This is a genomic window from Sinomicrobium weinanense (assembly GCF_018863395.1).
GTDB classification, from domain to species: domain Bacteria; phylum Bacteroidota; class Bacteroidia; order Flavobacteriales; family Flavobacteriaceae; genus Sinomicrobium; species Sinomicrobium weinanense.
Window position 1 is genome coordinate 65,063 of sequence record NZ_JAHKRR010000010.1, and the last position, 23,580, is coordinate 88,642.

The following is a 23,580-nucleotide window of genomic DNA, read 5'->3' on the forward strand; positions in this document are numbered from 1 at the left end:
CATTATAGGCTGGCATTAATTCCCATCATAAATACCCTGGGACGGGGATAATCGTATAATGCATATCCCTGGCTAAAGGCAAAATTTCCGTTAGATACTTCAGGGTCATAACCTTTGTATTTCGTGGTCACGAAAAAATTCTGTACGGATCCGTAGATCCTTAAATTGCTCAGCTTTAGTTTTGAAGCGATCTCGGAGGGAAACTTATAGGCCAGCAGCAGGTTTCTTCCGCGGATAAACGAGGCGTCCGTTACTTTATGACTGTCGTTATAGGTCGTGTAGTAAGCATTAATGGGCCTGATCTGCGCAATAGGTGTGTTCTGATGGTCTTCTGTCCAGGCATTTAGAACGGTTTTGTAGCTGTTGGCTATGCCCTGGCGGTCTTCTGCCGAATGAATACTTCTGTCAATGACATCGTTTCCGTACATAAATTGCAGGTCTACGGTCAGCGACCAGTTTTTATACCTGAACGTATTGAGCAGTGTCCCGTACCCGTCCGGAACACCTTTGCCGATGATGGTCCTATCGAGGTCATTGATCTTACCGTCCTGGTTCAGGTCCTTGTACTTTACATCTCCGGGCAACAGGTTGTACTTTTTGGCTTCTTCGGCCTCTGCCGTAGACCAGGTGCCCTGGTGCACTCTTCCGAAAAAGGACCCTACCGGTTCGCCTTCCCGGATCACTGTGGCGCCCGAGTATATATCACTGCCGCCCGAAAGTGCCAGTACCTTATTCTTGTTGACCGAAATATTGAATGTGGTATTCCAGGAAAAATCTTCCTTATCGATATTGATGGTATTCAGGGAGAACTCTACCCCTTTGTTCTCCATACTCCCGATATTGGAAAATATACTGCTATATCCGCTACTCCGGGGAAGCGGGGTGTCCAGCAGCATATCGTTCACTTTCCGCCGGTATAAATCGAGTTCCATGTTCACCCTGTTTGAAAAGAGGCCCAGCTCTACACCAAAATCTATTTGATGGGTCTTTTCCCACTGCAATCCGGGATTTGCTATACGCCCTTTTCCCACACCTACTTCACGGGCCCCGTTAAAAATAACTTCGTAATTGCCCAAACCTGCCAGGGCACGATAGGCAGGGAGTTCAGAGTTACCCGTTACACCATAGCTGGCCCGTAATTTCAGATTGGATATGGTGGTCTGCTTATTCATAAAAGGTTCTTCACTGACTCTCCAGGCCAGTGCTGCAGACGGGAAAAAAGCATAGCGGTTGTCCGCGCCAAATTTGGAGGACCCGTCCATCCGGCCGGTAAATGTTACCAGGTATTTGTTTTTGTATGCATAGTTCAGACGGGTGAAATATGAATTCAGCCCGTAAGCGATTTTGGAAGACCCGGGGGTCTGGGCCGTAGTACCGGCGCCAAGGTTATTAAACCCGAAGTATGTATCTGTAAACCCCTCAGACCTGGCCAGGTTCTCGAACCGGTCTATATGCTGCCACGACAACCCCAGCATGGCGTTGATGGAATGATTTTCGGAAATGTCCTTTTTGTAGGTCAGATAATTTTCAAACTGCCAGGAGTTGTACCGGTTATTGGTCACAGAGGCATTGCCAAGATTGGAAATATATTGCAGGCCTGCCGCAGCAAAATAGTCTGTCCGTTGATTGATAATGTTGGTACCTATTGTAGAACGGAATTCCAGATCGTCTGTAAGGCGGATATTTGCATATACATTGCCCAATACGGTTTGCGTACGCAGGTAATACAGGCGTTCATCGGCTACCCTGATGGGGTTGTCCCCTCCTTCCATTCCCGGGTAATCCCGGTTACTGGCCCAGGAGCCGTCTTCATACCGAACAGGAATGATCGGCAATGCTTCCAGCACCTGGCGTATTGTTGTAATTCCGCCGCCGCCCAACTGGTCGACCTGCTTCTCGTTCTGATCGGTATACCCCAAAGTCCCTCCGACCTTAAGCCAGTCATTAATGTTGGAATCAAAGGTAAACCGTCCCGAATATCTTTTTTGCCAGGAACCGTAAACAATTCCCTCTTCATTCCGATAGTTCAAGAAAATGCCATAATTGCCGTTCTCATTCCCGTTAGTAAAGCCCAACTGGTGATTTTGGGTAAATGCTTCCCGCAGGGCTTCGTCCTGCCAGTCCGTATCGTACAACGGATTTCCATCGGCATCAAAAAGCAGGGGATTGGTCCTTTTGGTCCTGGGGTCGGTGTATTTTGTTCCGGTTGCCCAGCCTTCGGGATCGTATTTTTTGGCATTGTCATAAATGATCTCTTCGACCCTCAAAAATTCCTCGGCGTTCAGTACCGGCAAATGTTTGGGGGCTACACCAATGCTGAAGTCTGCATCGTAGGTAACTCTCCCCCCGCCGGAGGAGCCCCTTCTGGTGGTTACCAGGATCACCCCGTTTGCACCCCTTGCCCCGTATATAGCCGTGGAGGATGCATCTTTCAAAACTTCAATAGAAGCTATATCGTTCGGGTTCAGGTAATCAATAGGGCTACTCCCGTTCTGGAGGCCTGCCACATTAAGAATAACCCCATCAACCACATAGAGCGGGTCATTGGATACACTAACGGAACTCGACCCACGGATACGGATATTGGCCCTGCCCCCCGGCCTTCCCGAGTTTGAAGAGACATTAACCCCTGTAATTCGTCCGGACAGGCCCTGATTCAGGGATGAGGCCGGACGCTCCTGAAGGTCATCGGATTTTACGGTTCCCACAGAACCGGTCAGGTCCGATTTCTTTTGTGTTCCGTAGCCCACTACAACCACCTCATCGAGTTTGGCCACATCTTCTTTCAGGGCTACTGTAATATTATTTTTCCCTTTTACAGGGATCTCCCGGGCCCTGAGCCCGATATACGAAATGACCAGAACGGCGTTCTCGTCCGTTACCTCCAGGGAAAAATTGCCATCAAAATCGGTCTGTGTACCATTGGTTGTTCCTTTTTCCAGGATACTGGCCCCGGCAACGGGTATCCCTTCTGTATCGGTCACTGTGCCGCTGATTTGAATTTGCTGATCTACAAACTCAAGATCATTGTATGACCGCCCCTCATAGACTATAATATCTGTATCTTTAGAAAACCCGTCTCCGGGGCTTAAGGCAAATGCTACGGGACAGCTCAAAAGGAAGGATAGTCGCATAAAAAGCAAGACACCATCTTCCCAAAAGGAATTGTACCTTTCTTTTAATTTAGTTCTCATAAATTTAATGGTTTTTAAAAAGTTAGTTATTGAATACTTCCAGTATAAACATGACAGTACCGTCCGGGGTATATGCACCCAATACACCGGCTGGAATTAAAAGGAGAATCTATAGGATATAGAAAAAGAGAAATATGGTATTATTTTTTATATTTCTAATTCATAATGCCGCCACTTTTTAGATTGTTTTACACCGCCCGATCCCGGGCATGAACAGTTAGGACAACTTTCCGGAAAGTTACACTTCTATCAATTTTAAAATAAAATAGCTGTTATACAAACCCCACAATATCAAGGTGTTATCTAAACAATCAGACCTCTTATATATTATTTTTTAAATATAATCAGTTAATTTATGTTAAAATTGCACGGAATTGGCGGATAGTTGTACAATATTTGCGGATTATGAATTATTAATAAAATTGACCTGTATTAAATTGTGAAGAATGTAAAATCCTTTATGCTATCGGATCATTTTGATAAAAAGGCCAGGAACTCTTCCGGCTCCGGAAAAACCGAAGGCCAGGATCTGGCCTGGCATTACAGCATGTTGCCGGACAGGACACAGATTGGAGCATCTTAAATATGTCAAAAAAAATGAAGATCAGTAAAATATAAGTCACTGACCTTCATTTGTTTTATTATGATAAACTATCTAAGTTTATTGCTCATTAGGCCCAAAGTTAATCCTTCCATTAGGTAAAAAGCAAGGGCCTGGACGATACCTGCGTAAGTCGTAATTTAAAGTATCTTCCTTAAAGTGGTTCGCATTATGCCCGAAAAGACTTTCTTCCGCCATTACGGCATCGTGAACCGAGATATGTGTAACATCGTTATAGAGCTTCTCTAATTGATCTTTTTCATCATCGAGCAATGTAACATTTTGCTGATCGCAGTAATAATTAATTTGCCTTAGGTGACTTAGCCATGCTTCTGACGGTTTGTCTTTACCCTTAATGGTATTAAGGTGGTTATTAAATTCACGACGATTATTATCGCTGAATGTCGGGTCTTTTGGCATAACATTTAAATAGCCGGTGCCAATAAATGTTATTGTCTTCCATATTTTCCATAAGTCGTTCATAATAGTTGATTTTTTTTGTTAATTAAATCCGTGACATAATCAGGCTTATTGCCTCCTTTGATACTATTCTGGTTATACAAACACTTCTGAAAATTAAAAAGGGGGCGAATAATTTCTACCAGGGGGCTTTAGCAAACCCTACCTTTACATCCCGGGGTTTCATGATCTCTGTAAGTGCCTCAACAGAATCTACTGTTAAGGGTGTAGGGAAACCCTTTCCGGGATCTTTTGAAAATCCCCAAAAACTGACTACCATTTGATTCCCAGACCGGCCGCGATCGCCCGTCGACATGGCGATGTGTTCCGTATCATTAAAGAAAACGATATTTCCTTTAGGAATATCTGGTTTATGAGTATTTGTATTGTAGATCGTAGGGTTAGAAAACCAATAGCCATTTAAGGTTTCATCCCAGGATGTCTTATAAGCTTTTTCGTATATTTTTATTAAATCCGTTAAAGAGATAGCTTCTGTCGTTGCCGCAGCATACAACGGAAACTCATAACAAATCATTACTAAATTCTCATTCAAAGGAGGAAGAGGAAAAGGATTGGGAGGATTCTCTTTCAAATTTCTGGCTACCCAAAGGGTTAAAGAGCTATAATTTGGATTATTTGTCCATTTGAATTTCTGGTTTTGCCGCGCTACGTTAAGCGCCCAGTCTACTACTTGCGTTTGCTTGCTCATGGCTTTAAAGATTTAGATTGAGATTATGGAATTTGAGATTTTAAGGTTTTTTCGTATCCTTCCACCAATACTTTCAGTCCATCAGACAATTCTGCCGGAGTGATGGTTATCTCTATTTTTCCTAGGGTTCCTTTTTTTTGAGGGCTTTTTCTGAACAACGATTTTTTTCCGGGTGGCCGTTCTTTTGGAAATAGTAATTGCAATTCATCGCCTATGACCTGGATCTGAAAGTCGGCAGACAACTTTACTTTCTCTATCTGGGATAAGGATAAAGGTGCCAGTGTAATTAAAGGTACTTCAACACCCACCATTTTCGTTCCTTCACTGGTTTGTTGCGGGTATTCAAGCTCAACTGATTTAGCTTTCAGGGTATGTGGCAGGTCTGCCTCCTCGGAAACATCCCTATTTGCCTGCTGCCCCTGCTGCACGTTTGCATCTTTTTCAAAATACTTATTGAGGATTTCCAGGTTCTGGTCGCTCAGCGCATCATTAGCGCCTAAAATAGCATCGTGAATGGCATTGACAAATGCTTTAAGACTGATCATAAGTAGGGTATTAAAAAATTAAGACATTGAATGATCTTTTTTCATTTTAATAATATCTCGTTTCAGCTCATCAAACTTTTCAATCGCTTCATTTACAATCTCTCTGCTTTCTGGTGCAAGTCCGACGACTGTATTACAAATCGGGCACACAAATTGAGCTCCGCGCATTAATTCATGAGGATCAAAAAAGATATTTCCTGAACAATTTTCAGTAGGACAGGGTATAAATTGCTGGTCATTCATAATTTATTACCAATAAGTGATTCATTTAAAAAGTCTGTCATCCTTCTTTCTCAGCCGTTTTATCTGGCTGCTCAAAGGGCCCTATTGATTTTGTATAAAGATCTAAAAGGGTGGTCATCCCCGGTGGAAGGGGCAATTGTCCGGCCTTAATATCTACTTTCAATCCTGATGAATTGGAACTGCGGTTCTGGTATTTATCAGATTGCCCGGACCTTTCTTTTGAATCATAACTTACCTTGCCCAAAAGACGGGGTCTGGGAGGAGTAGCCGGCGGGTTCCCAGATTTTGCCCCTTCATTACTATCCGTTTTTGTAGTCTGACCGGTAAGTTCTATTTCAAAATTTACTGAAGTAGTTTCTACGGCCAGGGAATTTATAGGAATAATAGTAAGCAAAGGCAAATAAAAACTGGTTGTTATACGGCGAATAACCCCTTTATCACCGGCTTCTTTACCTGGCTCGATTATGCTGTTTACAATGGCCGTCCTGATCATCACCGGTTTGTAGTTTTCTCCTTCTTTGTTGAAGCAGAAATCCATGAGAAACCGAACTTGTTCCCTGGCCATCATTCCATTAGCGGAAGTAGCCGCAATCAGTGGTGCACTGATAATCTCTTCTATATCCAGGTTTCTGTATATTTCCGGATTAAAAGCATGTGTTTTCAGGTTCATCATAAGTAAAAATATAAACAATGTTAGAGTGAAAGGATAATAGAGAAAAGCTATCAACAGGCCTCCGGATAACTTTTCTCTATCCTGTCAAGGTGAACAATGAGCCTTTCTTAGCTACCACCTGTACCGCCGCCGCTTGAACTATTAGCCGGTGCGGGCATTTCTATAGGCTGAATAGCATTGGTATATGCTTCAATAATGGTATTTACACCTTTGGGTACCGGTAATTGCCCGGCATGGACCAACACGGTATATTTAGCCGAATTGCTTTTCTGATAATGTGTACTGTGTGAGGAAGAGTCTTTTTGATCATAACTGGCACTTCCTTTCACTTCCGCAGAGATAGGCCCCCAGCCCACTTTTACATCCCAGCTGGCTTGCGCCTGGATATTTTTCTCTGTTTCATCAGTCTGTTCTTCAGAATAACTGGATTTCACCTCCATTTCAAAGGTGATGTTCACTTCGTCAACCCCCAATGAATTGATTGGAATAATGGTCAGCAGGGGCAGGTCAAAAGTTGTTTTAACAGGAACAATCTTTGGTGGTTGCACTTCATTATTCTTCTCTGGTTGGGGCTGGATTACGCCTCTAGTTATAGTCATTTTAACCATAACAGGTTCGTACTCTACATCTTCACCTTTTTTACCTGATTCCTCATAACCAAAGCAGGTATCCAGTATAAATTTGGTTTGTGTAACTGCCATTGCTGCATTTGCTTTTGCAGCGGCATTCAGAGGAGCGCCGATCAGTGCATTCATAGGAAGACCTGTGAATTGCTGGGCCATTGAAACGAGTTCTGTGTCCATAGTGGTTAAGTTTAATAGGTTAATAAATAAAGTTACTTTTTATTGGTGGTATAAAGGTAAAAGGGAGAAAAGGGCCATACAATAGCCCGATGGGCCATTTTTAAGCTACTGAAAGATTTAAATGATCATAAAAATGCACCTGGGCGAATAGTTCCACTTAACAGGCAAAGTTGTACCAGGCTGGCGTTATCACGTGCCAGCAACCTGTTTCGGCATGCTTTCAGGTGATTTTTTACCGTATTGATACTGATAAAAAGTGTATCCCCGATTTTTGAAAGTGAATATCCGTGGGCCCAACATTTGATCACTTCTTTCTCTCTTTTCGAAATGATATCATGCCTTAGCAGTTTCTCCTCATCAGAAAACCAGGAATACACTTTTTCCCCTGTTTTTATCCTGAGCCAGTATCCATCTCCTGAAATGAGGTGTGCAACATTTTGTATGTTGTCTAAATAAATACCCGGATAAACTTTAGGGCCAAATGCCAATGGTATTCTTTGCAACAGATGCTTTATCCTGTTTTGATCGGCCCTGACAGGATAGCCTCCACAGATAAATATCCTGACATCCTTCTTTTCTTCCTGGGTAAACTGAGCAATAATTTCCGTCTCCAGGTCTATTATTCTGTTCTGGATTTTTTTATTGTGTACAAACCCCAGGTAGTGATCTGTGTTATCTTTGTTTATGGCAGAATCAAGGGTATTGGACGTTTGGAAAATATAACAGGAGCGAATCGTGTCGAATATGCCGATAAAAGTATGGCTTTGTAATGCAAAAACTTCAAGTAGCATACAACCTGCATCAGGAATTATCGGATCGTCAACATTTTTTTTTCTTCCGGTTTTAAATTCATCAGGTGATTTATAGGACATTATTTAGGGTAGTTAGTGTCTGTCCATAATGACATTGCCTGCCTGTTTGGCTACCTGAAGGTTCTTTCCGGAGACATAGTCCCATCGTGGCACTATCGGGGGAGATGATCCCGTAATCCTACGGTAGCTTTTTCAGGGTAAGTGAAAATTGATATACTATGAAATCAATATTACAAAAAACATAAGTCCTGAAGCACTAATAATTTATAGACTTCTATATTTAAATACAGAAAATACCTTCAAAACGTGCCAGAAAGCAAATGAAAATACAAAAAATAACTCAACTACGGAGCAAAAGAATTTGGTTAAAACCAATGAAAAAAGAAAAAGCTGAAAGGAAAGAAGTATCACCCTAAAAGATCATATCAAGGATTTTGAATTCTGCAATTACCTGCTTAAAAATAACATAATCACCTTTCCGCTAAGCAGTTATTATGTCAGTGAAAATAGCAGGAATGGCCTGGTCATGGGGTATTGTTCGGTCAATAAAACCTGGATAAAGAAAAAACTGGACAAAATGTATGCTCTATATCTGGAATACCTATCCGACAGGGCTTAATCCAAGCTGGTTTGGCAGCACGCAAGCCTGTTTTACACTTCCATTCCGAAAAATGCAATTATTGTTTATCTTAGCTACGTTGACCATTCAACCCTGCAATTGTTATGCCTGGAAAAACTACAATAAAGGATATTGCCAGAATATTAAAGATCTCTTCTTCTACGGTATCCCGTGCGCTGTGTGATTCTTATGATGTTAATCCTGAAACACGCGAAAAGGTGCTTAAACTGGCCAAGGAGCTGAACTACAAACGCAATTTCGGGGCGGCCGGTCTTGCCGGAGGGGCGACACACAATATCGGTATCGTCCTGCCTTATATTACAGTTCACTATTTCTCGATGGTCATTACGGGGATACAGGAAATTGCGTTTTCCCAGGGGTATAAGATCGTGCTGTACGTGACCAACGACTCCCCCCAGCTCGAAAAGGATGTCCTGGCGGACCTCAATGTACAGAACCTGGATGGTTTGCTGGTCTGCGTCTGCACCGGTTCGGATTCCAGAAGCTATTTTGAGCAGATCATGGAACAGGGTACGCCGATTGTTTTTTTCGGTCGTGTTTTAGCCGATATTGAGGCCTCCAAGGTGCAGCAGGACAGTTATAACGGAGCATTTAAAGCGGTTGAACACCTGATCCGGCGGGGGTATAAAAAAATAGCCCATGTAGGTGGCCCGACACATCATCTGTTTACCCAAAAGCGGCTGTTGGGCTACGTTGACGCCCTGAAAAAGCATGGTATGGAGGTAAATCCGGAATGGATTGTCCAATCTGGTTTTTCCCAGGAAAATGGCGAAGCGGACATGGAGGCGCTTTGGGCCGCGAAGACAAGGCCCGATGCGGTTTTTGCCGTCAGCGACCGTAAGGCAATAGGCGCCATGACTACATTGAAACGCCATGGTGTACACATCGGAAAAGATTTCGGAGTCATCGGGTTTACAAACGACCCCATGTCAACCATTGTTACGCCTACCTTGTCTACCCTGGCAGAACCCGCTTACGAGATAGGGAAACAAAGTTGCGAATTGCTATTGCGGCATATTGCACATAAAAACAACTTCCAGGCACGGGAGATCGTGCTGTCCGGGGAATTGATCGTACGGGAGTCTACTGACAGGGGTACCGGAGCATAGATCTTACTTAGCGCGTTAAAATTGCCAGATAAGTTGCGGCCTTACCCCGGGTTTTCAGAAACGTCCCCTACCGGATAGCCGAGTTTTTCGATAGTGGCATACCACCAGTCGACCCCGTCGAGACCCTGGAGATATTTGCCTTTATGGAAGCTGCGGACGAAAGTAAAAAGCGCGGAGGGCACCCCGTTTCAATTGCCCAGCTGCCGTAATGCGATATAGGCCATGAGGCCGGTACTTAATTGCATAGCGTTTTCATCCACATCAAATGTGGAGGTATGTAAGGCTGAAGTAATACCCCGGGGCTCATTGCCCGTTCCCAGGAGGTAGAAGCACGCATCGGCCATCTGCGAATAATAGGCGAAATCCTCGGCGGCCAGCCAGGGATCCAGGTCTACTACCTGCTCTTTGCCCAGAAACTCTTCGGCGTAGGCGCGCACTTCTGCCGTTAGCTTTGGCTCGTTTACGAGAAATGGGTACCCTACACATACTTTGAAATCGCATGTGCCCCCCATACTTTCGGCAATGCCTTCAGCAATTTTCTTTATACGTTCACGGGCTTCCTTACGCCATTGCTCATCGAACGTCCGGAAGGTACCTTCCAGGTACACTTCATCTGGGATGACGTTGGTTGCTCCATTGGCTATTACCTTTCCGAACGACAGCACACTGGGCATCTTCGGGTCGGCAATACGGCTCACCACCTGCTGTAACGCAGTGATGATATGGGCGGTGATCACCACGGGGTCTATATTCTGCTGCGGCTGGGCACCGTGGCCGCCCTTGCCTTTCACGGTTACAAAAAATTCATCTGTGGAGGCCATGAATTTCCCCGGTCGGAAACCCACTTTACCTGCGGGTATCAGGGGCATCACATGTTGACCCACTACGGCCTGGGGCCTGGGGTTTTCCAGTACCCCTTCCTCAATCATCAGGCTGGCCCCTCCGGGTGGTCGCTCCTCCCCGGGCTGGAAGATCAGTTTCAGGGTACCGCCAAAATCAGCTTTCAACGATTGGAGTATACGCGCCGTGCCCAGTAGCGATGCGGTATGTACATCGTGCCCACAGGCATGCATCACGCCTTTATTTTCAGATCCGTATTCCCGGCCATCAACCTCGGTAATTGGTAAGGCATCCATATCCGCACGGAGAGCGGTGACGCGATCGGAAGGCAGGTCGCCCTTGATCTCTGCCAGGACCCCGGTTTTGGCAACGGTAACATACGGAATGCCGAGCTTGTCCAGCTCCGCTTTCACAAAAGCACAGGTGTCGTGCTCCTCAAATGACAATTCGGGATGTTGGTGCAAATGCCTCCGCTGGGCTACCGTATTCCCGTATATTTTATTGGCCAGCGTTTGGATTTTATCTTTCAACATGGTGATCTACGATTTGTTCTTTTGAGCTACATGGCCCAGGGAAAAGACAAATATGGGACAAAAAGGGCATTTTTCAGTCAATTGAAATTAATTTATCAATTAAAGCCCTGTTTCTCCGCCAAAAACGACCGTACGAAATCGTCGTCGTTCAGCTCCGGATAATCCCGGTATACCCGGTCGATCTCTTCCAACTGTCCGGGAGACAGCGTTTCATCCGGATTCAGGCACCAAAGCCCTTGCAGGAGCCCCTGCCGCCGGAGTACCTCGTGTATTCCGGGGATACAACCGTGGAAAGCGTTGGCCGGGTCGAACAATGCCGCATTGACATCTGTTATCCTGACGCCTTTGGTCAGCAATGCCGCGGCTGTTGCTGCATCCGGTTGTTGCCGGTAGGCCTTGACTTCATCTAACAGCTCCACAGCTTTCTGCGTCCATACCGCCCAATGCCCCAGCAAGCCGCCCCGGAAACCAACCTTTACCTGTTGCCCATTTACCGGAAACGTATAGTCCGTCAGCAAATCGGCCACGATATTGTCATCATTGCCCGTGTACATCGCGATCTCCTCCCGCCGTGGAGAATTGGCCACGGCGCGCATCACATCCAGTGTCTGGTAGCGGTTGAACGATGCACACTTGATGGCTTCCACTCCTTCGATATCCACAAGGGCCCGCCAGAAATCGTAAGAGAATATCCTTCCTCCGACCGACGGTTGCAGGTAAAATCCAAAGACCGGCATGACCTGTGCCACAGCCGCCGTCCGTTCCAGGACCTGCGCTTCTGTCCACCCTTGCAGGCCGCCCATGCTCAGCAGGCCGATATCATAACCCAGCCTTGCGGCTATCCTGGCTTCGGATACTGCCTGTTCTGTTGGCCCACAGATACCGGCAACCTTAATAAACGGCCTGTCTAACGGTGTCCGGTCGATCTCTTCGGCTGCCAGGGCCAATATCTTTTCGAAAAGGCCGATCCCGGGATCCCGGATCTCAAACTGGGTGGAATGTACTGCTACGGCCACCCCCCCTGCTCCGCTCTGCATATAATACCGTGTCAATAACCGTTGGCGTTCCTCGTCTAATGTACGGTTTTCCGTCAGCGCCAACGGGTGGGCGGGGATCACCGTACCGTCCATCAATAAATCCTTGAGTTCTTTGCTTAGTGCCATCAAAACTGTCCTTTTCGTTCCTGGAAATGTGTAGGTTTGTTAAGTTGGTCACCACCGTTCAGCAACCATGTTGCCGTAATATCGATGATCTCCCGGATCGTCATTCTGGGATAGCCAAACAGCCGGTGACATTCAGAGGCGTTGTTGAGCAAGGCGGTCCCTTCGGCTTCGTATTGAAAAACGGGTTCTTTCTCGAACCGCTTGCCAAATTCCCTGGCCACCCAGCGTGTTGACAACGTTTCCGGGCCGGTTACGTTCAACACTTTGGCCGGCGAGGCGCAATGCAACAGCGACCTGATGGCAATCTCATTGGCATCGCCCTGCCAGATAACGTTCACGTTTTCCGTCCGCAGATCTATGGGATTGCCCGCCAATACGGATTTAGCGATCTCCATGATCACTCCGTACCGGAAATCCACCGCATAGTTGAGGCGGTAGATAAGCATGGGCGTTTGGTTTTTCTTAGAAAAATACTGGAAGATACGTTCCCGGCCCAAACAGGATTGGGCGTATTCGCCAATGGGTTCAGGTACGGTGTCTTCGTCCACCCCACCTTCGTTGAGCCGTACAAAAGGCAACACATTGCCTGATGAGAACGCTACGATATTCGAATTCCTGAATTTATCGGACACCCGCCCGGGCAGGTAGGTATTCATCGCCCAGGTAAAATCTTCGTTGCCTGTGGTGCCAAACTTATGGCCGGCCAGGTAAATGATGTTTTTAACCTCGGGCAATGCCTGGAGGCCGTCATCATTCAGGAGGTCACAGGCCATAGGTATCACGCCGTTGGCTTCTACTTCCCGTTGGGTTTCGGGCTTACTGAAACGGGAAACTCCGTATACTTTGGTCTCCCTGCCGGCTTCGGCAAGAGCATCAACCAGAAGTTTACCCATGCTCACTCCCATCTTACCGCCTATGCCCAGCAGCATCACATCCCCTTCCAGTTTTTTTACATCGTCGACCAGGGCGCCCGAAGGACGCGTAAGTGACGCTTCCATTTCTTTTAAGTTCATAGTGTTCATAAAAATAATACGTTGAAATTCGTAATTGCTAAAAATATAACCAGGCAGATACCGATCAACCCGGCTATCCGCTGAAAAGTGTTGTTTTTCTTATCTCCCATGATCTCTTCGCTATTGCCGATCCAATAAATAGATATCCCGATAAAGGGTACCAGGAAAATCGTGACACTCTGCGCCAGCACGATCAGTTCCAGGGGGAGTTTCCCGAAGGCAATGGCAATCCCGGCACCGAACAGCATCACCACTGCAATACATATTTTGACCTTTCGGTTGTCCAGACCGTTCGGAAAGCCCAACGCATCCCCCAACATGGACCCACCCAGGGTTGCATTACCTACCAGCGAGGAAAACGAAGCGCCGAACAGCCCGATAAAGAAGAGGTCACTGGCCAGGGAGCCGAACAGGGGTTCAAGCGCCATACCCATTTCGGAGGCTGAATTGACCCTGATCCCCTGGGGGTGCAAAACAGTGGCCGCACAGATCAATACCACGGCACTCATCAGCCCCAGGATCACGATCCCAATTGTACTGCTGAGCTGGGCATGGTCTTTGGTATCTACGTCCCGCCCCTGGCTCTTCCGTTTTTCCTGTACCAGATAAGATTGGTAAAAAGCACCTACGAGAGAGAAACACGAGGCGATAAAAGCGATGATGAGCCCTGTTGACCCTTCGGGTATAGACGGTTTGATACCTGAGAATACATCGGAGAGGGCAGGCCGGACAACAATGGCCGTAACCGTAAAACAAAGGAGCATCAGCAGCACCAATGCCAGCATCACTTTTTCCATCAGCTTGTAAAACGAGCGGAAAAACAGCAACAATATGCCCAATACATTAAAGAGTATAATCCATATCCTGGCATCGGTTTCCGTGGCCTCCCCGATAGCAATGCCGAGACCGGTGGAATTGCCGGCCTGGAACGACGTGGCTACCAAAAAAATACCGATACCGATGAACAGGCTCCCGAACTTCCCGGTTTTCTTCCGGATAAGGGTCAGCAGGGATTCCCGGTTGCACTGTCCGATACGGGCACTCATATTGGTAAAGATCATCATGAAGAAGATGGCCACGATGATGGTCCAGATCAGCGAATACGAAAAATCTGCCCCCATTTTGGAGGTGATGGTCATCTTGCTCGGGCCGAATACCAGTGCAGCCGTGATAATACCGGGTCCTAATACGGACAGCCAGTTGATGTAATTTTTTTTACCCATTAATCTGTTGTTCTATGATTGGTTACTTCTTTGGTTTGGATCAAACGGCCATTACCGAATTCCGTGTTGACATAGTTGATGATGGCCGATAGTTCTTCGTCTTTCAGAAAGGAAAAACTGGCCATGGGCTGGTTGTACCGGACACCTCCGATCGGTTCTTTTCCGTCCGTTCCGTTCAGCAGGACACCGATAAATGCTGCCGTATTGTTTATTCTTCGCGAACCTTTCAGGGGCGGGAAATTGCCCGCTATGCCCAGGCCGTCCGGCTTATGGCAAGATGCACAATAGTTTTTGTAGAGCGCCGCCCCGTCCAGGGTCCCGGTTTCTTCCTGCACATCTTCTTCGATATACGCCCAGCCCCCGGGAATATCTGATGTTGTCCGGATACGCAAAATCCGGTCGTCCGTCTTTAAGGGGAAGCCTGGTTGCGGGTTCCAATCCCGGTTGCTCGTGGATATGTACACATCGCCGTTGGGGGCGGCCAGCACGTCCCGGATACGGCCGTACCGATCAGAAAAATAAACCTTTTCCCCACTTATTGCAGTGTGGTCTTCATTCAGCGACAATACCCGAAGGGTCTGGCTTTTGAGGGTACCCAGCAACAAGGTGTTTTTCCATTCGGGGATACGGCTGTGTTCGTAATAAGCCAATCCTGCCGGGGCAACGACCGGCGTCCATGATCTGATGGGCTCTGTAAGGCGGATGCTGTCGGTAATGGCCAGCTCTTCCGGTGTGTCGTGTATGCCTTCGGCAAGCGGCCACCCGTAGTTGTGCAGCGGCCGGATGAGGTTGATCTCATCCTCAATGGCATCGCCGTGTTCGGATGTAAAGATGTTGCCCTGCCCATCCATGGTGAGGCCCTGCATGTTACGGAAGCCCCATGCATACACATAGCTGCCGGGTATGGGGTTGTCTGCCGGGATACCTCCATCCATATCCAGGCGGAGGATTTTCCCGTTGAGCGTGGTGGAATCCTGCGCCTGGGTATTATCGGCCACATCGCCCGTTGCCCAGTAGATGATGTCCCGGTCGTCTATGATTACCCGTGCGCCATTGTGCCCGAGATATCCCCTGACCGCCAACAGTTTTTTGGGATCCTTCAATGTATCGCCCGTATAGGTATACCGTACCAGGTTGGATACAATCTTTTCGCCTTCCTCCGTTGTGTAGTTCAACACCACATAAGGATCTGTTTCCCCGGTCTTTTGTATGGCAATATCCAGCAGTCCCGGCGTCCGTTTATGGAACACGCCTTCCAGCTTCAGCAGTATCGATACCACTCCTGTCGCCAGGTCCAGTTGTTTCACCGTACCTGTTATTTCCGTAAATACAATTTTATTATCCACATAATCCATTCCCCACGGTACATGCAGCCCATCGGCTACCGTGGCCACTTCGAGGTAAGCCTCTTCATTGAGCTTTACATAATCAACTGTCTCTATCCTGAAAGTGTCCCGGGTTTGAGTTTGGCAGGATACCAAACCGATGAAAAGCAAAAAAGCAAGGTGTTTCCTGATTCGGTTCACGATCATAATACTCCTTCTTTTAGTTGTTCCATGGCATAATTCGCTGCCCTGGCCGTAAGTGCCATAAAGGTCAACGACGGGTTTTGATTGCCCACACTGCTCATACAGGCGCCATCGGTTACGAATACATTTTTGCACAGGTGTAGTTGGTTATGCGCATTCAACAGGGACGTATCGGGGTCACGCCCCATACGTACTCCCCCGACATCGTGGACTTCCAGCCCGGGTTGCCGGCCAAAGGCCTCATGCCGGTCTGTCGTTTGGATGTTTTTCGCCCCGGCTTTTTCCAGCATGGCCGTACCTTCGGCCCAAAAATCTTCCATCATGGCCACATCGTTTTCCGTATAGCCGATAGACGTGATCAATTGGGGCAAACCGTACTTATCCTGTTTATCCTTACTTAGCCGTACATGGTTTTCATGGATCGGGATCACTTCGCCCTGCATCATCATTGATACCTTCCAGCTTCCCGGCAGGGTCAGTGCATCCTTGAACGCTGCACCGAGGGTTTCTTCGGTGCCCTGCCCCCTTTTCCGGGAAGCCGAAAAGGCTATCATATACGAGCCCATGAAACGAGGTTCAGGGTGATGGATATTCTTAAAAGCGGGCATAAATACCTGCGTGGGCCTGCGGCCATAGTAATAGGAATCTTCATAGCCCGGAAAATCAGCCGTAATTTGCCCCCTGTAATTGTGGAAAGTGACAAACCGCCCCAACAGGCCGTTGTCATTGCCCAGGCCATTCGGGAACCGTTCGGACCGGGAGTTCATCAGGATGAGGTTGGTATTGAGCGTGGCTGCATTCAGGAAAATAACCTTTGCCCGGTAGATCTTTCCGGATTTGTCATGGGTGCTGATGGTACGGACACCAGTGGCCCGTTTGTTCGTTTCGTCGTATTCAACCGATTCTACGATGGTATCGGTTACGATGGTCAGGTTGCCGGTTTTACGGGCATGGGGAATGGTGGAGGAATTGGAGCTGAAATAAGCGCCAAACGGGCATCCCCTTGAACACAGCGAGCGGGCCATGCATTTGTTCCTTCCCTGCTCACGTTGTATTTCCGCAAGTTCCGCCAGGTTGGCACAGCGCCCGATGATGGCTTTTCGGTCGGTATAATTTGCATCGATGCTATCGGCAATGGCCCGCTCCACGCGGTTCATCTCAAAGGAGCCGACTACTTCGCTATCGGGCAGGTTCGGAATGCCGTCGCGGTTGCCGGCAATACCCACAAAACGTTCCACATGGCTGTACCAGGGCGCCAGTTCTGCATAGCGGATAGGCCAGTCTGTCCCATAACCGTATTTTTTTGGCGCTTCAAACTCGAAATCGCTCCACCGCTGGGTTTGCCGGGCCCATAACAGTGACTTGCCGCCAAGCTGGTAGCCCCTGATCCAGTAGAATGGTTTTTCCTGTATAAATTCCTGGTCGTCGTCGTTGATATAGAAATGCCGGGTAGATTCATTATAGGCATAATGCCTGCTGATCAGCCGGTTTTCGGTTTTGTCGCGCATGGTTTTCCGGTTGCGGTGCTCGAATTCCCAGGGGTGCTTACTGGCCGTGGGGTAGTCCTTGATATGCTCCACCATCCGTCCGCGCTCGATCAATAAGGTCTTAAACCCCTTCTCGGTAAACTCTTTGGCTGCCCAGCCACCACTGATACCCGATCCCACAACGATTACGTCATATGTATTTTCCTGTATTGCTTCCATTTTATGAAGTCGTTTAAACTTTTACACTGTCTAACTTTAAACCTTCAACTAAATCGCCCAGGCCTTATCGCCCTTCTTATAGGGATAGTCACCAATGTATTTTCCTGGTACCGGCACATAGCGTAGCGCCCTGGTCGCCCCAAGTTCAGAGGTAAAATAACCGAGCAGGGTGATTTGTTTGAGCATAAAAAAGTAATGGTTGAGATCTGCCTTCTTTTTATTTTGCTGGTGTTCCCTGGCCTCTTTGTCTATTTCGGTCAGCAGTTCGGTACGTTCATCCGCTTCCAGTTTGCGGAAAGCACGGTGGAATTTCGCCTTTGCGGCGTCTTCCAGCTTGCCGAGCCCCTCCACAAATACCTTTTGGTCTTCAGGAGGATAACAGTCGCGCACCATTACCGGGATAAACCCGCCCACACCTGCTTCTTTAGCCCCCGGGCTGCTTGTGGGAGGCAGGATCGTATCTGCCACATCACCGAGGAAATCGATGATATCGGGTTCGAACAGGCTTTCCACATTTTTTGTAGCCTTACGGGTACAGCCTGTCAAAAACAGGTTGGCACCGATAACGGTCCCGCCCATAACCCATGCAACCCTGGCTATAGCATCTCTCCTGTTCATGTTATATGTCTTTTTAATTAAATTTGTTTAGCATTCGTCGTATCTTGTTGATCTCCATCGGCAAGCTGTTCATAATAGGGCGATGCAGTGAACATGCCGCCGGCAACAGCATAGAATTGTTCATCCAGTTCAAATACGCCATCGGTTACCTGTGTCCAGCCGGCGCCCGCACAGGGATGCCTTCCTTTCATGGCTAACCAATTCGAATAGTTCATATCCCCGTTTGTTTCCATCATACCCATTCCCAGGCCAGGGAAAGGGGGCAGCGATGCGGCCACATGTTTGTTCCAGTCCACCAATATGGGGTTTACTGTCAGGTCGGCACAGAAACAGGGGATACGGTGTTCATGGGCCACCTGCACGATCTTCAGCGTTTCGCTCAGTGTTTTGGCAATTGGTTTCAGTACAAAGGCACCATAGCCCAGTTTTATTTTCTTTTTAGCGTCATCTGCCGTATGTATGCTCTCATCGGCAGCGATGATCACCCCGAGGTCTGACACGTTTTCTTTGTTTTCCCCGGTAAAGGGTTCTTCATATAGCAGAATGTGCTCAAAGGCTCCTATTTTCCTGGCATGGTCAAGATAGCCCCGGAGTGAGCTTTTACGGGTATAACGCCCATTGGCGTCCATGGTGTAATACACCTTTCCGGTACTGGTCCGGCCGGTCTTTATGTTTTTTAACACCTCATGTATTTCAGACAGGCGTTCCTTATCCTTTTGAAGCATCTCTTCCTCAGTGCCGGGCTGGCCGGTCTTGATCTTGAACACCAGATAACCTTCTTCCGCCGCCCGGCGGATGGAGGACAGGGCCATACCATAGGAAACCTGGTACATCACCGCCACCTTATCATTCCGGTGGGAAAGTGCCTTTCTGTAGGCCGATGGCAGGATTTTCCGGAAACCGGATGCTCCCTGTTCTTTGGCATAGAGCATCCACAGGGCATTGTCTACGCTCACCAGGGCATTATATACAAAATTAATGTTCAAATCAGGGCGTCCGGTGAGCCGTTTCCCCTCCTCATGTACTTCGGGAAGCATATGATCTAACGCCGCTACGGGGTTTTCAAAGGAATGCCCTGCCAGCATATCCAATGCTTTATTGGCCAGTACGTACATCAGTGCATTACCGCCTGCTTCAGAGGTCGAGGCAAACACATTGGCATCCCCGTACAGCACACTCTGTGTGGCCAGGCCAACACCTGTATGTTCATTAGGGCCTTTCAATTGTGTGGCCACTTGCCAGAGCTCCGTGAGGTACCCCCCTTTAAAACCGAACGGATACCGGAGTTTTTCCCGTTCGAAGTTTGATGTTGCATTGACAATCGTCAGTTGGTTTGCTGTCCCGTCCATATTATTCAGATTAGCGTATCCCTGTAACAGGCTCATAGAAGCGACCTCCAGGCTACCCTGTTTTAAAAAACACCTTCTATCCATTATTTCATTGTCATCCGAGTTCGTTAATCCCGTTTCAAAAAATACTCAAAAAATAAATACGCCTGTTCGTTCGATCGTGCATTCGGCGAATGGTCGGGGCGGTTGGTCATCGCCACCCGGTTGTCGTACCCCAACAGTTTGTTTACGGCTATCGTATGGTTGAGTGCCGTCCATCGTTCTACCGGATCGGAGGAGCCACCGGATACCAAAAACGGGCGCGGTGCCATCAGGGCATGTAGTTCGTGCAGATCGTACCCCTCCTGTACGAGCTCTGGATAAAGCCCCTTTGCATCTTCAATCATTCCTGTTTCCCGCCACGTATGCTCCCAGGGTGGCGGATAATAGCCGAGGTACCACGGTTCCCAATAATTCACTGCGGCTCCTTTGGTCTCGTCGAACACTATGCCGGGATCTGACCACACTCCACAGGCAAATCTATCGAACAGCGCAGAGGCAAACATCGCCCATTTGCCACCAAAGGAATGCCCCATGATCCCGATCCGGGTAGAGTCCACAGCGGGATGTCCGGCCAGGGCATGCCATGCGTTGGCCGCAGCATACCCCAGCATCGACAAGGGTTGTACCTGCGCATCGGCCATTGACGGATAATAGAGTGAATACACCCCGTCCTTCGAAGCCTGTGCAGTGCCTATCGATAAGGTTACGAAACCGCGCTTCGCCAACTGGCGGGCAAAATCACGGTGTGGCTTTCCTTCACCAATAGCCGTCTCCGGCTCGTAGAAAACGGTGATCACCGCAGGCTTCCTGTCCGCTCCCGGCGGAACCAGTAAATAGCCCTGGTTTTCCTCTTCGGGGAGCCACCGAAAGCGCACGGTATATTGCATATATCCTTCTTTCCGGACAGAATCCGTAATGCGCAGTTCCCGGTCCCGGATCAGCTCCGGCCACTCCCCCATCAATTCGTGCCAGCGCTGTTTGATCTCGGACCGCCTTGCCTGCCAGTCGGCCGTATCCTTTACCGGGCGGCCATCGTAGAATGTCAAGGGCGACCTGAAATCCCCGTATTGGTTTTCATAAGCCTTGGGCGGGGTAAAATACACGGCGATCTTGTCCCAAAGCGAATCATTTTTGACATCTGTAACCACCGTATCTGCTTTCTTTTTGGGTTGCGTACAGGCCATTGCCACGCTCCACAGGACTATCAGTATTATACTTGAATATTTCATGTATTTCTTTTATTGTTTTTTAATGGTCACATGGAACCTTTGATAATTAAAATAATCATTCCGGTTTCATTCCATACATTATTTTATGCCCATTTGGTGGTAATGCCGAATAACAAGTAGTTTTTTATCATGTACGCCGTTAAATTACACGTTTTCTGTGGACAAAACCGGTTTGTCACCTTATTCAGGACCAGGTTTTATTCTTCCTGAGTTTGCCGAGGGGTTCAGGGCATCACTTTGTGGTTGCTTTGTTTTACCACAGAGGTTCACAAAACAGGCACAAAGTGATACAGAAATTTCTATAACTTGAAACATTTTTATTCAGTATACCTAAGGAAACTGCCATCTGTCTCCCTTGCTTTAAAAACACCTCCTATTCATCATATTTGTATGCTCCCGTTAACCAACTGTACGTTTTCTCCCGCTGTTCAGGATATATTTTATGTACACCAGGGGGAATGATCAACACTTTTTTAGCTGCCGGAACAGCATTATATGCAGAATAAAAAGATGTCGGTGGCGTCGTCGGATCATTGAAACCCCAGGAGAAGAAGCCGGGAACCCGGATCTGTTTTGCAAAATTTACCACATCATAATACGACAGGGTACGCAGCACTTCTTCTTTATTATCTTTATATAGCTCCGGCTTATTGAAAAAATGTGGCCAGCCACCGGCCCTCCCGTGCAGGTATCCGGTGAAATCGCACATGGCGGGGCACAACGCCACAAACCGGTCAATACGGTGCTCCAACGATGTGGTAATGATGGAAAGCGCTCCTCCCTGGCTGGATCCCCAGGCCCCTAAATTCTCACCGTCGAATTGTGGCAGTGCATGGATCAGATCCACAGACCGCACACATCCCAAAATCACATTTTTATAATAAAAAGCATCCCTGTCGGAAATCCCCTTGTACATATAATCCTTTAATTCATGATCTTTCAGGCTATCATAATAAGACCGGTCTTCAATTACAGGCCGGCCGTGTATATAGAGGTCTAAAGTAATGAAACCCTTTTCGGCAGTCTTCTGATCCCCACTCAGCGGTGCCCACCCTGCACCCGGGAACCGGATAATGGCAGGATATTTTCCATCACGCCTGGGCATGCTCAGCACACCGTAGAACGTCTGGGGCCCTTCATTGAAAAACCGGTATGCTACCTGATAAACATCTACGGATGCTGTTTGCCGTTCGGGTATCGGCGTGAGTTGATATGCCAGGGGAATGCTTCTGGATTTTTTTATAGCGGTTTTCCAGTACCGGTCAAAATCTGCCGGAACAATTGCAGTGGGCTCAATTTTTTCCGGTTCGAAAGCGGCGGTTGCCGTACCTTCGTATACCTGCCCGTCTACCTCCACGGTCACTTTGCACCTCAAAAATCCGGGAATACGCATTGTTCCACCCCTGATCTCAGCCCTGCCGTTTTTGCCCACTACAGTTCCCTGGCTTATGGCAGGCATTTTTTCAGGACCAATGGTATAGGCAAATGAAATGCTGTCGGTTGTTGATGGTGCACCGTCAACGGATAACACTGCATTAAAAACCACCTCTTCCCCAAGCGCGTAAACCCAATCCTCATTCCCCGCTGAAACAGCCAGCTCAATATCCTTAAATTCATCCGATTGAGAATTTTCTACATCAATACCAGCCGTCGATTGTGCAAATGCTGCCTGTTGGTTTACCCAGAATACGATACAGAGCACTGCAATCCGTGTAGATCGTTTAAATACGTTAAATAAATCTGTCTCAATCATTCGTGAAAGAATTAATTATTTTATCAGTTCGCCGATTTCGATATCGTACCAAAATGCCAGCGTATTCCAGGTTCTGATCCCGAATTTCCCGCCAGGGAGCGGATGCTCGTTCGGAACCTCATGGTGTTTTACCCCGTTAATGTAGTATATCAAACGTTCTTCGTTGACTGCGAACACGATCTCGTATTCGGTATTGGTCTTCGAGGCTACCTCCTGCACATCACTCAGCAAATTAAAACCGGGATCCCGGCGTACCCGCGTCCATTTATACACAAACGTGGCGATGTGATTGGGAAAATCGTGGTAGGGTTTATATGCACCCGTCCGTCCACTTTCCGGGCCGATGACCAATGGGGAACCGTCGTTTTCGCGACCATGCGTGATTATATTGAAATTGGTTTTGGTATCTGTCCGATCCAGACCGATCACCTTGAGCCGGACCAGGATATTGGCGGGGTATTCCTCCACGTTCCAGATGGTGGCCCCCATATAATCATTGACATAAAGTTTATTGTCCAGCACCGAAATGTAACAACTATCGCCCTCCAGCACCCACCGGTCTTCCCAGCCTTCATCGAACGACTCCCGGAGCTTCCATTCTACCTGGTATGTATCGTCACCTACAATCACTGTATCTACTTCTCTTTCGGCCTGTGCACAGGCCGTTGCCATACTCCACAAGACGATCAGTATTACACTTAAATATTTTATAGACAAATTGTACTCGTTTATATTGTTCATACGTTTGGTTGAGCGGTACAGAAAAATATGTCCATAAAAAAATCACTCATGAT

The 23,580-nt window shown here is 47.6% G+C and carries 21 protein-coding genes; 2 read left to right on the plus strand and 19 right to left on the minus strand.

The genetic code is table 11. The features are described from left to right. Positions 1-2: 2 nt before the first annotated feature. The gene (locus KN811_RS19130) at positions 3-3,194 is read right to left on the minus strand and encodes a SusC/RagA family TonB-linked outer membrane protein (protein WP_187965925.1); all 3,192 of its coding nucleotides are present in this window, start codon (positions 3,192-3,194) and stop codon (positions 3-5) included. 439 nt (positions 3,195-3,633) lie between these two features. On the opposite strand from KN811_RS19130, the gene KN811_RS19135 reads away from it, so the two are divergent. Continuing rightward, on the plus strand, positions 3,634-3,777 hold the full coding sequence (locus KN811_RS19135) for a hypothetical protein (protein ID WP_187965924.1): 144 nt from the start codon (positions 3,634-3,636) through the stop codon (positions 3,775-3,777). Positions 3,778-3,855: 78 nt separating this feature from the next. Here KN811_RS19135 and KN811_RS19140 read toward each other — a convergent pair whose 3' ends face one another. From KN811_RS19140 to KN811_RS19170, 7 genes are all read right to left on the minus strand, one after another. Further along, positions 3,856-4,278: a hypothetical protein gene (locus tag KN811_RS19140; protein WP_187965923.1), complete on the minus strand. Its 423-nt coding sequence runs from the start codon at positions 4,276-4,278 to the stop codon at positions 3,856-3,858. Positions 4,279-4,393: 115 nt separating this feature from the next. Further along, a complete protein-coding gene (locus KN811_RS19145; protein WP_187965922.1) occupies positions 4,394-4,963 on the minus strand; it encodes a hypothetical protein in 570 nt (189 codons plus the stop codon). Between the two features lie 23 nt (positions 4,964-4,986). Then, positions 4,987-5,508 (minus strand): DUF2589 domain-containing protein, encoded by a 522-nt coding sequence (locus tag KN811_RS19150; RefSeq protein WP_187965921.1) that lies wholly within the window; start codon positions 5,506-5,508, stop codon positions 4,987-4,989. An 18-nt stretch (positions 5,509-5,526) separates the two neighbouring features. Beyond that, positions 5,527-5,751, minus strand: a complete 225-nt coding sequence (locus KN811_RS19155) for a hypothetical protein (protein ID WP_187965920.1) — start codon at positions 5,749-5,751, stop codon at positions 5,527-5,529. 37 nt (positions 5,752-5,788) lie between these two features. Then, positions 5,789-6,424: a DUF2589 domain-containing protein gene (locus tag KN811_RS19160; protein WP_187965919.1), complete on the minus strand. Its 636-nt coding sequence runs from the start codon at positions 6,422-6,424 to the stop codon at positions 5,789-5,791. 107 nt (positions 6,425-6,531) lie between these two features. Further along, the gene (locus KN811_RS19165) at positions 6,532-7,227 is read right to left on the minus strand and encodes a DUF2589 domain-containing protein (RefSeq protein WP_187965918.1); all 696 of its coding nucleotides are present in this window, start codon (positions 7,225-7,227) and stop codon (positions 6,532-6,534) included. A gap of 125 nt (positions 7,228-7,352) precedes the next feature. Continuing rightward, positions 7,353-8,018, minus strand: a complete 666-nt coding sequence (locus KN811_RS19170; protein WP_187965917.1) for a helix-turn-helix transcriptional regulator — start codon at positions 8,016-8,018, stop codon at positions 7,353-7,355. Positions 8,019-8,762: 744 nt separating this feature from the next. Here KN811_RS19170 and KN811_RS19175 point away from each other — a divergent pair. Next, positions 8,763-9,788 carry a LacI family DNA-binding transcriptional regulator gene (locus KN811_RS19175; protein ID WP_187965916.1) on the plus strand — a complete coding sequence of 342 codons (1,026 nt, stop codon included), beginning with the start codon at positions 8,763-8,765 and terminating at the stop codon, positions 9,786-9,788. Between the two features lie 188 nt (positions 9,789-9,976). Here KN811_RS19175 and KN811_RS19180 read toward each other — a convergent pair whose 3' ends face one another. The 11 genes from KN811_RS19180 to KN811_RS19230 form a co-directional block, all read right to left on the minus strand. After that, positions 9,977-11,161: a M20 metallopeptidase family protein gene (locus tag KN811_RS19180; protein ID WP_187965915.1), complete on the minus strand. Its 1,185-nt coding sequence runs from the start codon at positions 11,159-11,161 to the stop codon at positions 9,977-9,979. A 95-nt stretch (positions 11,162-11,256) separates the two neighbouring features. Further along, positions 11,257-12,324 carry a dihydrodipicolinate synthase family protein gene (locus KN811_RS19185; RefSeq protein WP_187965914.1) on the minus strand — a complete coding sequence of 356 codons (1,068 nt, stop codon included), beginning with the start codon at positions 12,322-12,324 and terminating at the stop codon, positions 11,257-11,259. Continuing rightward, positions 12,324-13,337 carry an NAD-dependent epimerase/dehydratase family protein gene (locus KN811_RS19190; protein WP_216334953.1) on the minus strand — a complete coding sequence of 338 codons (1,014 nt, stop codon included), beginning with the start codon at positions 13,335-13,337 and terminating at the stop codon, positions 12,324-12,326. The genes KN811_RS19185 and KN811_RS19190 overlap by 1 nt, the downstream gene beginning before the upstream one ends. A gap of 5 nt (positions 13,338-13,342) precedes the next feature. Beyond that, the gene (locus KN811_RS19195) at positions 13,343-14,560 is read right to left on the minus strand and encodes an Nramp family divalent metal transporter (RefSeq protein ID WP_187965912.1); all 1,218 of its coding nucleotides are present in this window, start codon (positions 14,558-14,560) and stop codon (positions 13,343-13,345) included. After that, on the minus strand, positions 14,560-16,092 hold the full coding sequence (locus tag KN811_RS19200; protein WP_187965911.1) for a PQQ-dependent sugar dehydrogenase: 1,533 nt from the start codon (positions 16,090-16,092) through the stop codon (positions 14,560-14,562). Before KN811_RS19200 ends, KN811_RS19195 begins: the two co-directional genes overlap by 1 nt. After that, complete coding sequence (locus tag KN811_RS19205; protein ID WP_187965910.1) at positions 16,089-17,795, minus strand: GMC oxidoreductase; 1,707 nt, start codon at positions 17,793-17,795, stop codon at positions 16,089-16,091. Before KN811_RS19205 ends, KN811_RS19200 begins: the two co-directional genes overlap by 4 nt. A gap of 48 nt (positions 17,796-17,843) precedes the next feature. After that, complete coding sequence (locus tag KN811_RS19210) at positions 17,844-18,413, minus strand: gluconate 2-dehydrogenase subunit 3 family protein (RefSeq protein WP_187965909.1); 570 nt, start codon at positions 18,411-18,413, stop codon at positions 17,844-17,846. 17 nt (positions 18,414-18,430) lie between these two features. Next, on the minus strand, positions 18,431-19,846 hold the full coding sequence (locus tag KN811_RS19215; protein ID WP_216334954.1) for a mandelate racemase/muconate lactonizing enzyme family protein: 1,416 nt from the start codon (positions 19,844-19,846) through the stop codon (positions 18,431-18,433). A 23-nt stretch (positions 19,847-19,869) separates the two neighbouring features. Next, entirely contained in the window at positions 19,870-21,033 is a 1,164-nt protein-coding gene (locus KN811_RS19220; RefSeq protein ID WP_187966374.1) for a dienelactone hydrolase family protein, read from the minus strand. A gap of 373 nt (positions 21,034-21,406) precedes the next feature. Beyond that, positions 21,407-22,786 carry an acetylxylan esterase gene (locus KN811_RS19225; RefSeq protein ID WP_187966373.1) on the minus strand — a complete coding sequence of 460 codons (1,380 nt, stop codon included), beginning with the start codon at positions 22,784-22,786 and terminating at the stop codon, positions 21,407-21,409. Between the two features lie 15 nt (positions 22,787-22,801). Further along, entirely contained in the window at positions 22,802-23,527 is a 726-nt protein-coding gene (locus KN811_RS19230; protein WP_187966372.1) for a DUF6250 domain-containing protein, read from the minus strand. Positions 23,528-23,580: the final 53 nt, after the last annotated feature.

Bases quoted from the DNA above. Each gene is read 5' to 3' on its own strand.
- KN811_RS19130 (WP_187965925.1), bottom strand. From the start codon at position 3,194: ATGAGAACTAAATTAAAAGAAAGGTACAATTCCTTTTGGGAAGATGGT.
- KN811_RS19140 (WP_187965923.1), bottom strand. From the start codon at position 4,278: ATGAACGACTTATGGAAAATATGGAAGACAATAACATTTATTGGCACC.
- KN811_RS19145 (WP_187965922.1), bottom strand. From the start codon at position 4,963: ATGAGCAAGCAAACGCAAGTAGTAGACTGGGCGCTTAACGTAGCGCGG.
- KN811_RS19150 (WP_187965921.1), bottom strand. From the start codon at position 5,508: ATGATCAGTCTTAAAGCATTTGTCAATGCCATTCACGATGCTATTTTA.
- KN811_RS19155 (WP_187965920.1), bottom strand. From the start codon at position 5,751: ATGAATGACCAGCAATTTATACCCTGTCCTACTGAAAATTGTTCAGGA.
- KN811_RS19160 (WP_187965919.1), bottom strand. From the start codon at position 6,424: ATGATGAACCTGAAAACACATGCTTTTAATCCGGAAATATACAGAAAC.
- KN811_RS19165 (WP_187965918.1), bottom strand. From the start codon at position 7,227: ATGGACACAGAACTCGTTTCAATGGCCCAGCAATTCACAGGTCTTCCT.
- KN811_RS19170 (WP_187965917.1), bottom strand. From the start codon at position 8,018: ATGCTACTTGAAGTTTTTGCATTACAAAGCCATACTTTTATCGGCATA.
- KN811_RS19175 (WP_187965916.1), top strand. From the start codon at position 8,763: ATGCCTGGAAAAACTACAATAAAGGATATTGCCAGAATATTAAAGATC.
- KN811_RS19180 (WP_187965915.1), bottom strand. From the start codon at position 11,161: ATGTTGAAAGATAAAATCCAAACGCTGGCCAATAAAATATACGGGAAT.
- KN811_RS19185 (WP_187965914.1), bottom strand. From the start codon at position 12,324: ATGGCACTAAGCAAAGAACTCAAGGATTTATTGATGGACGGTACGGTG.
- KN811_RS19190 (WP_216334953.1), bottom strand. From the start codon at position 13,337: ATGAACTTAAAAGAAATGGAAGCGTCACTTACGCGTCCTTCGGGCGCC.
- KN811_RS19195 (WP_187965912.1), bottom strand. From the start codon at position 14,560: ATGGGTAAAAAAAATTACATCAACTGGCTGTCCGTATTAGGACCCGGT.
- KN811_RS19200 (WP_187965911.1), bottom strand. From the start codon at position 16,092: ATGATCGTGAACCGAATCAGGAAACACCTTGCTTTTTTGCTTTTCATC.
- KN811_RS19205 (WP_187965910.1), bottom strand. From the start codon at position 17,795: ATGGAAGCAATACAGGAAAATACATATGACGTAATCGTTGTGGGATCG.
- KN811_RS19210 (WP_187965909.1), bottom strand. From the start codon at position 18,413: ATGAACAGGAGAGATGCTATAGCCAGGGTTGCATGGGTTATGGGCGGG.
- KN811_RS19215 (WP_216334954.1), bottom strand. From the start codon at position 19,846: ATGGATAGAAGGTGTTTTTTAAAACAGGGTAGCCTGGAGGTCGCTTCT.
- KN811_RS19220 (WP_187966374.1), bottom strand. From the start codon at position 21,033: ATGAAATATTCAAGTATAATACTGATAGTCCTGTGGAGCGTGGCAATG.
- KN811_RS19225 (WP_187966373.1), bottom strand. From the start codon at position 22,786: ATGATTGAGACAGATTTATTTAACGTATTTAAACGATCTACACGGATT.
- KN811_RS19230 (WP_187966372.1), bottom strand. From the start codon at position 23,527: ATGAACAATATAAACGAGTACAATTTGTCTATAAAATATTTAAGTGTA.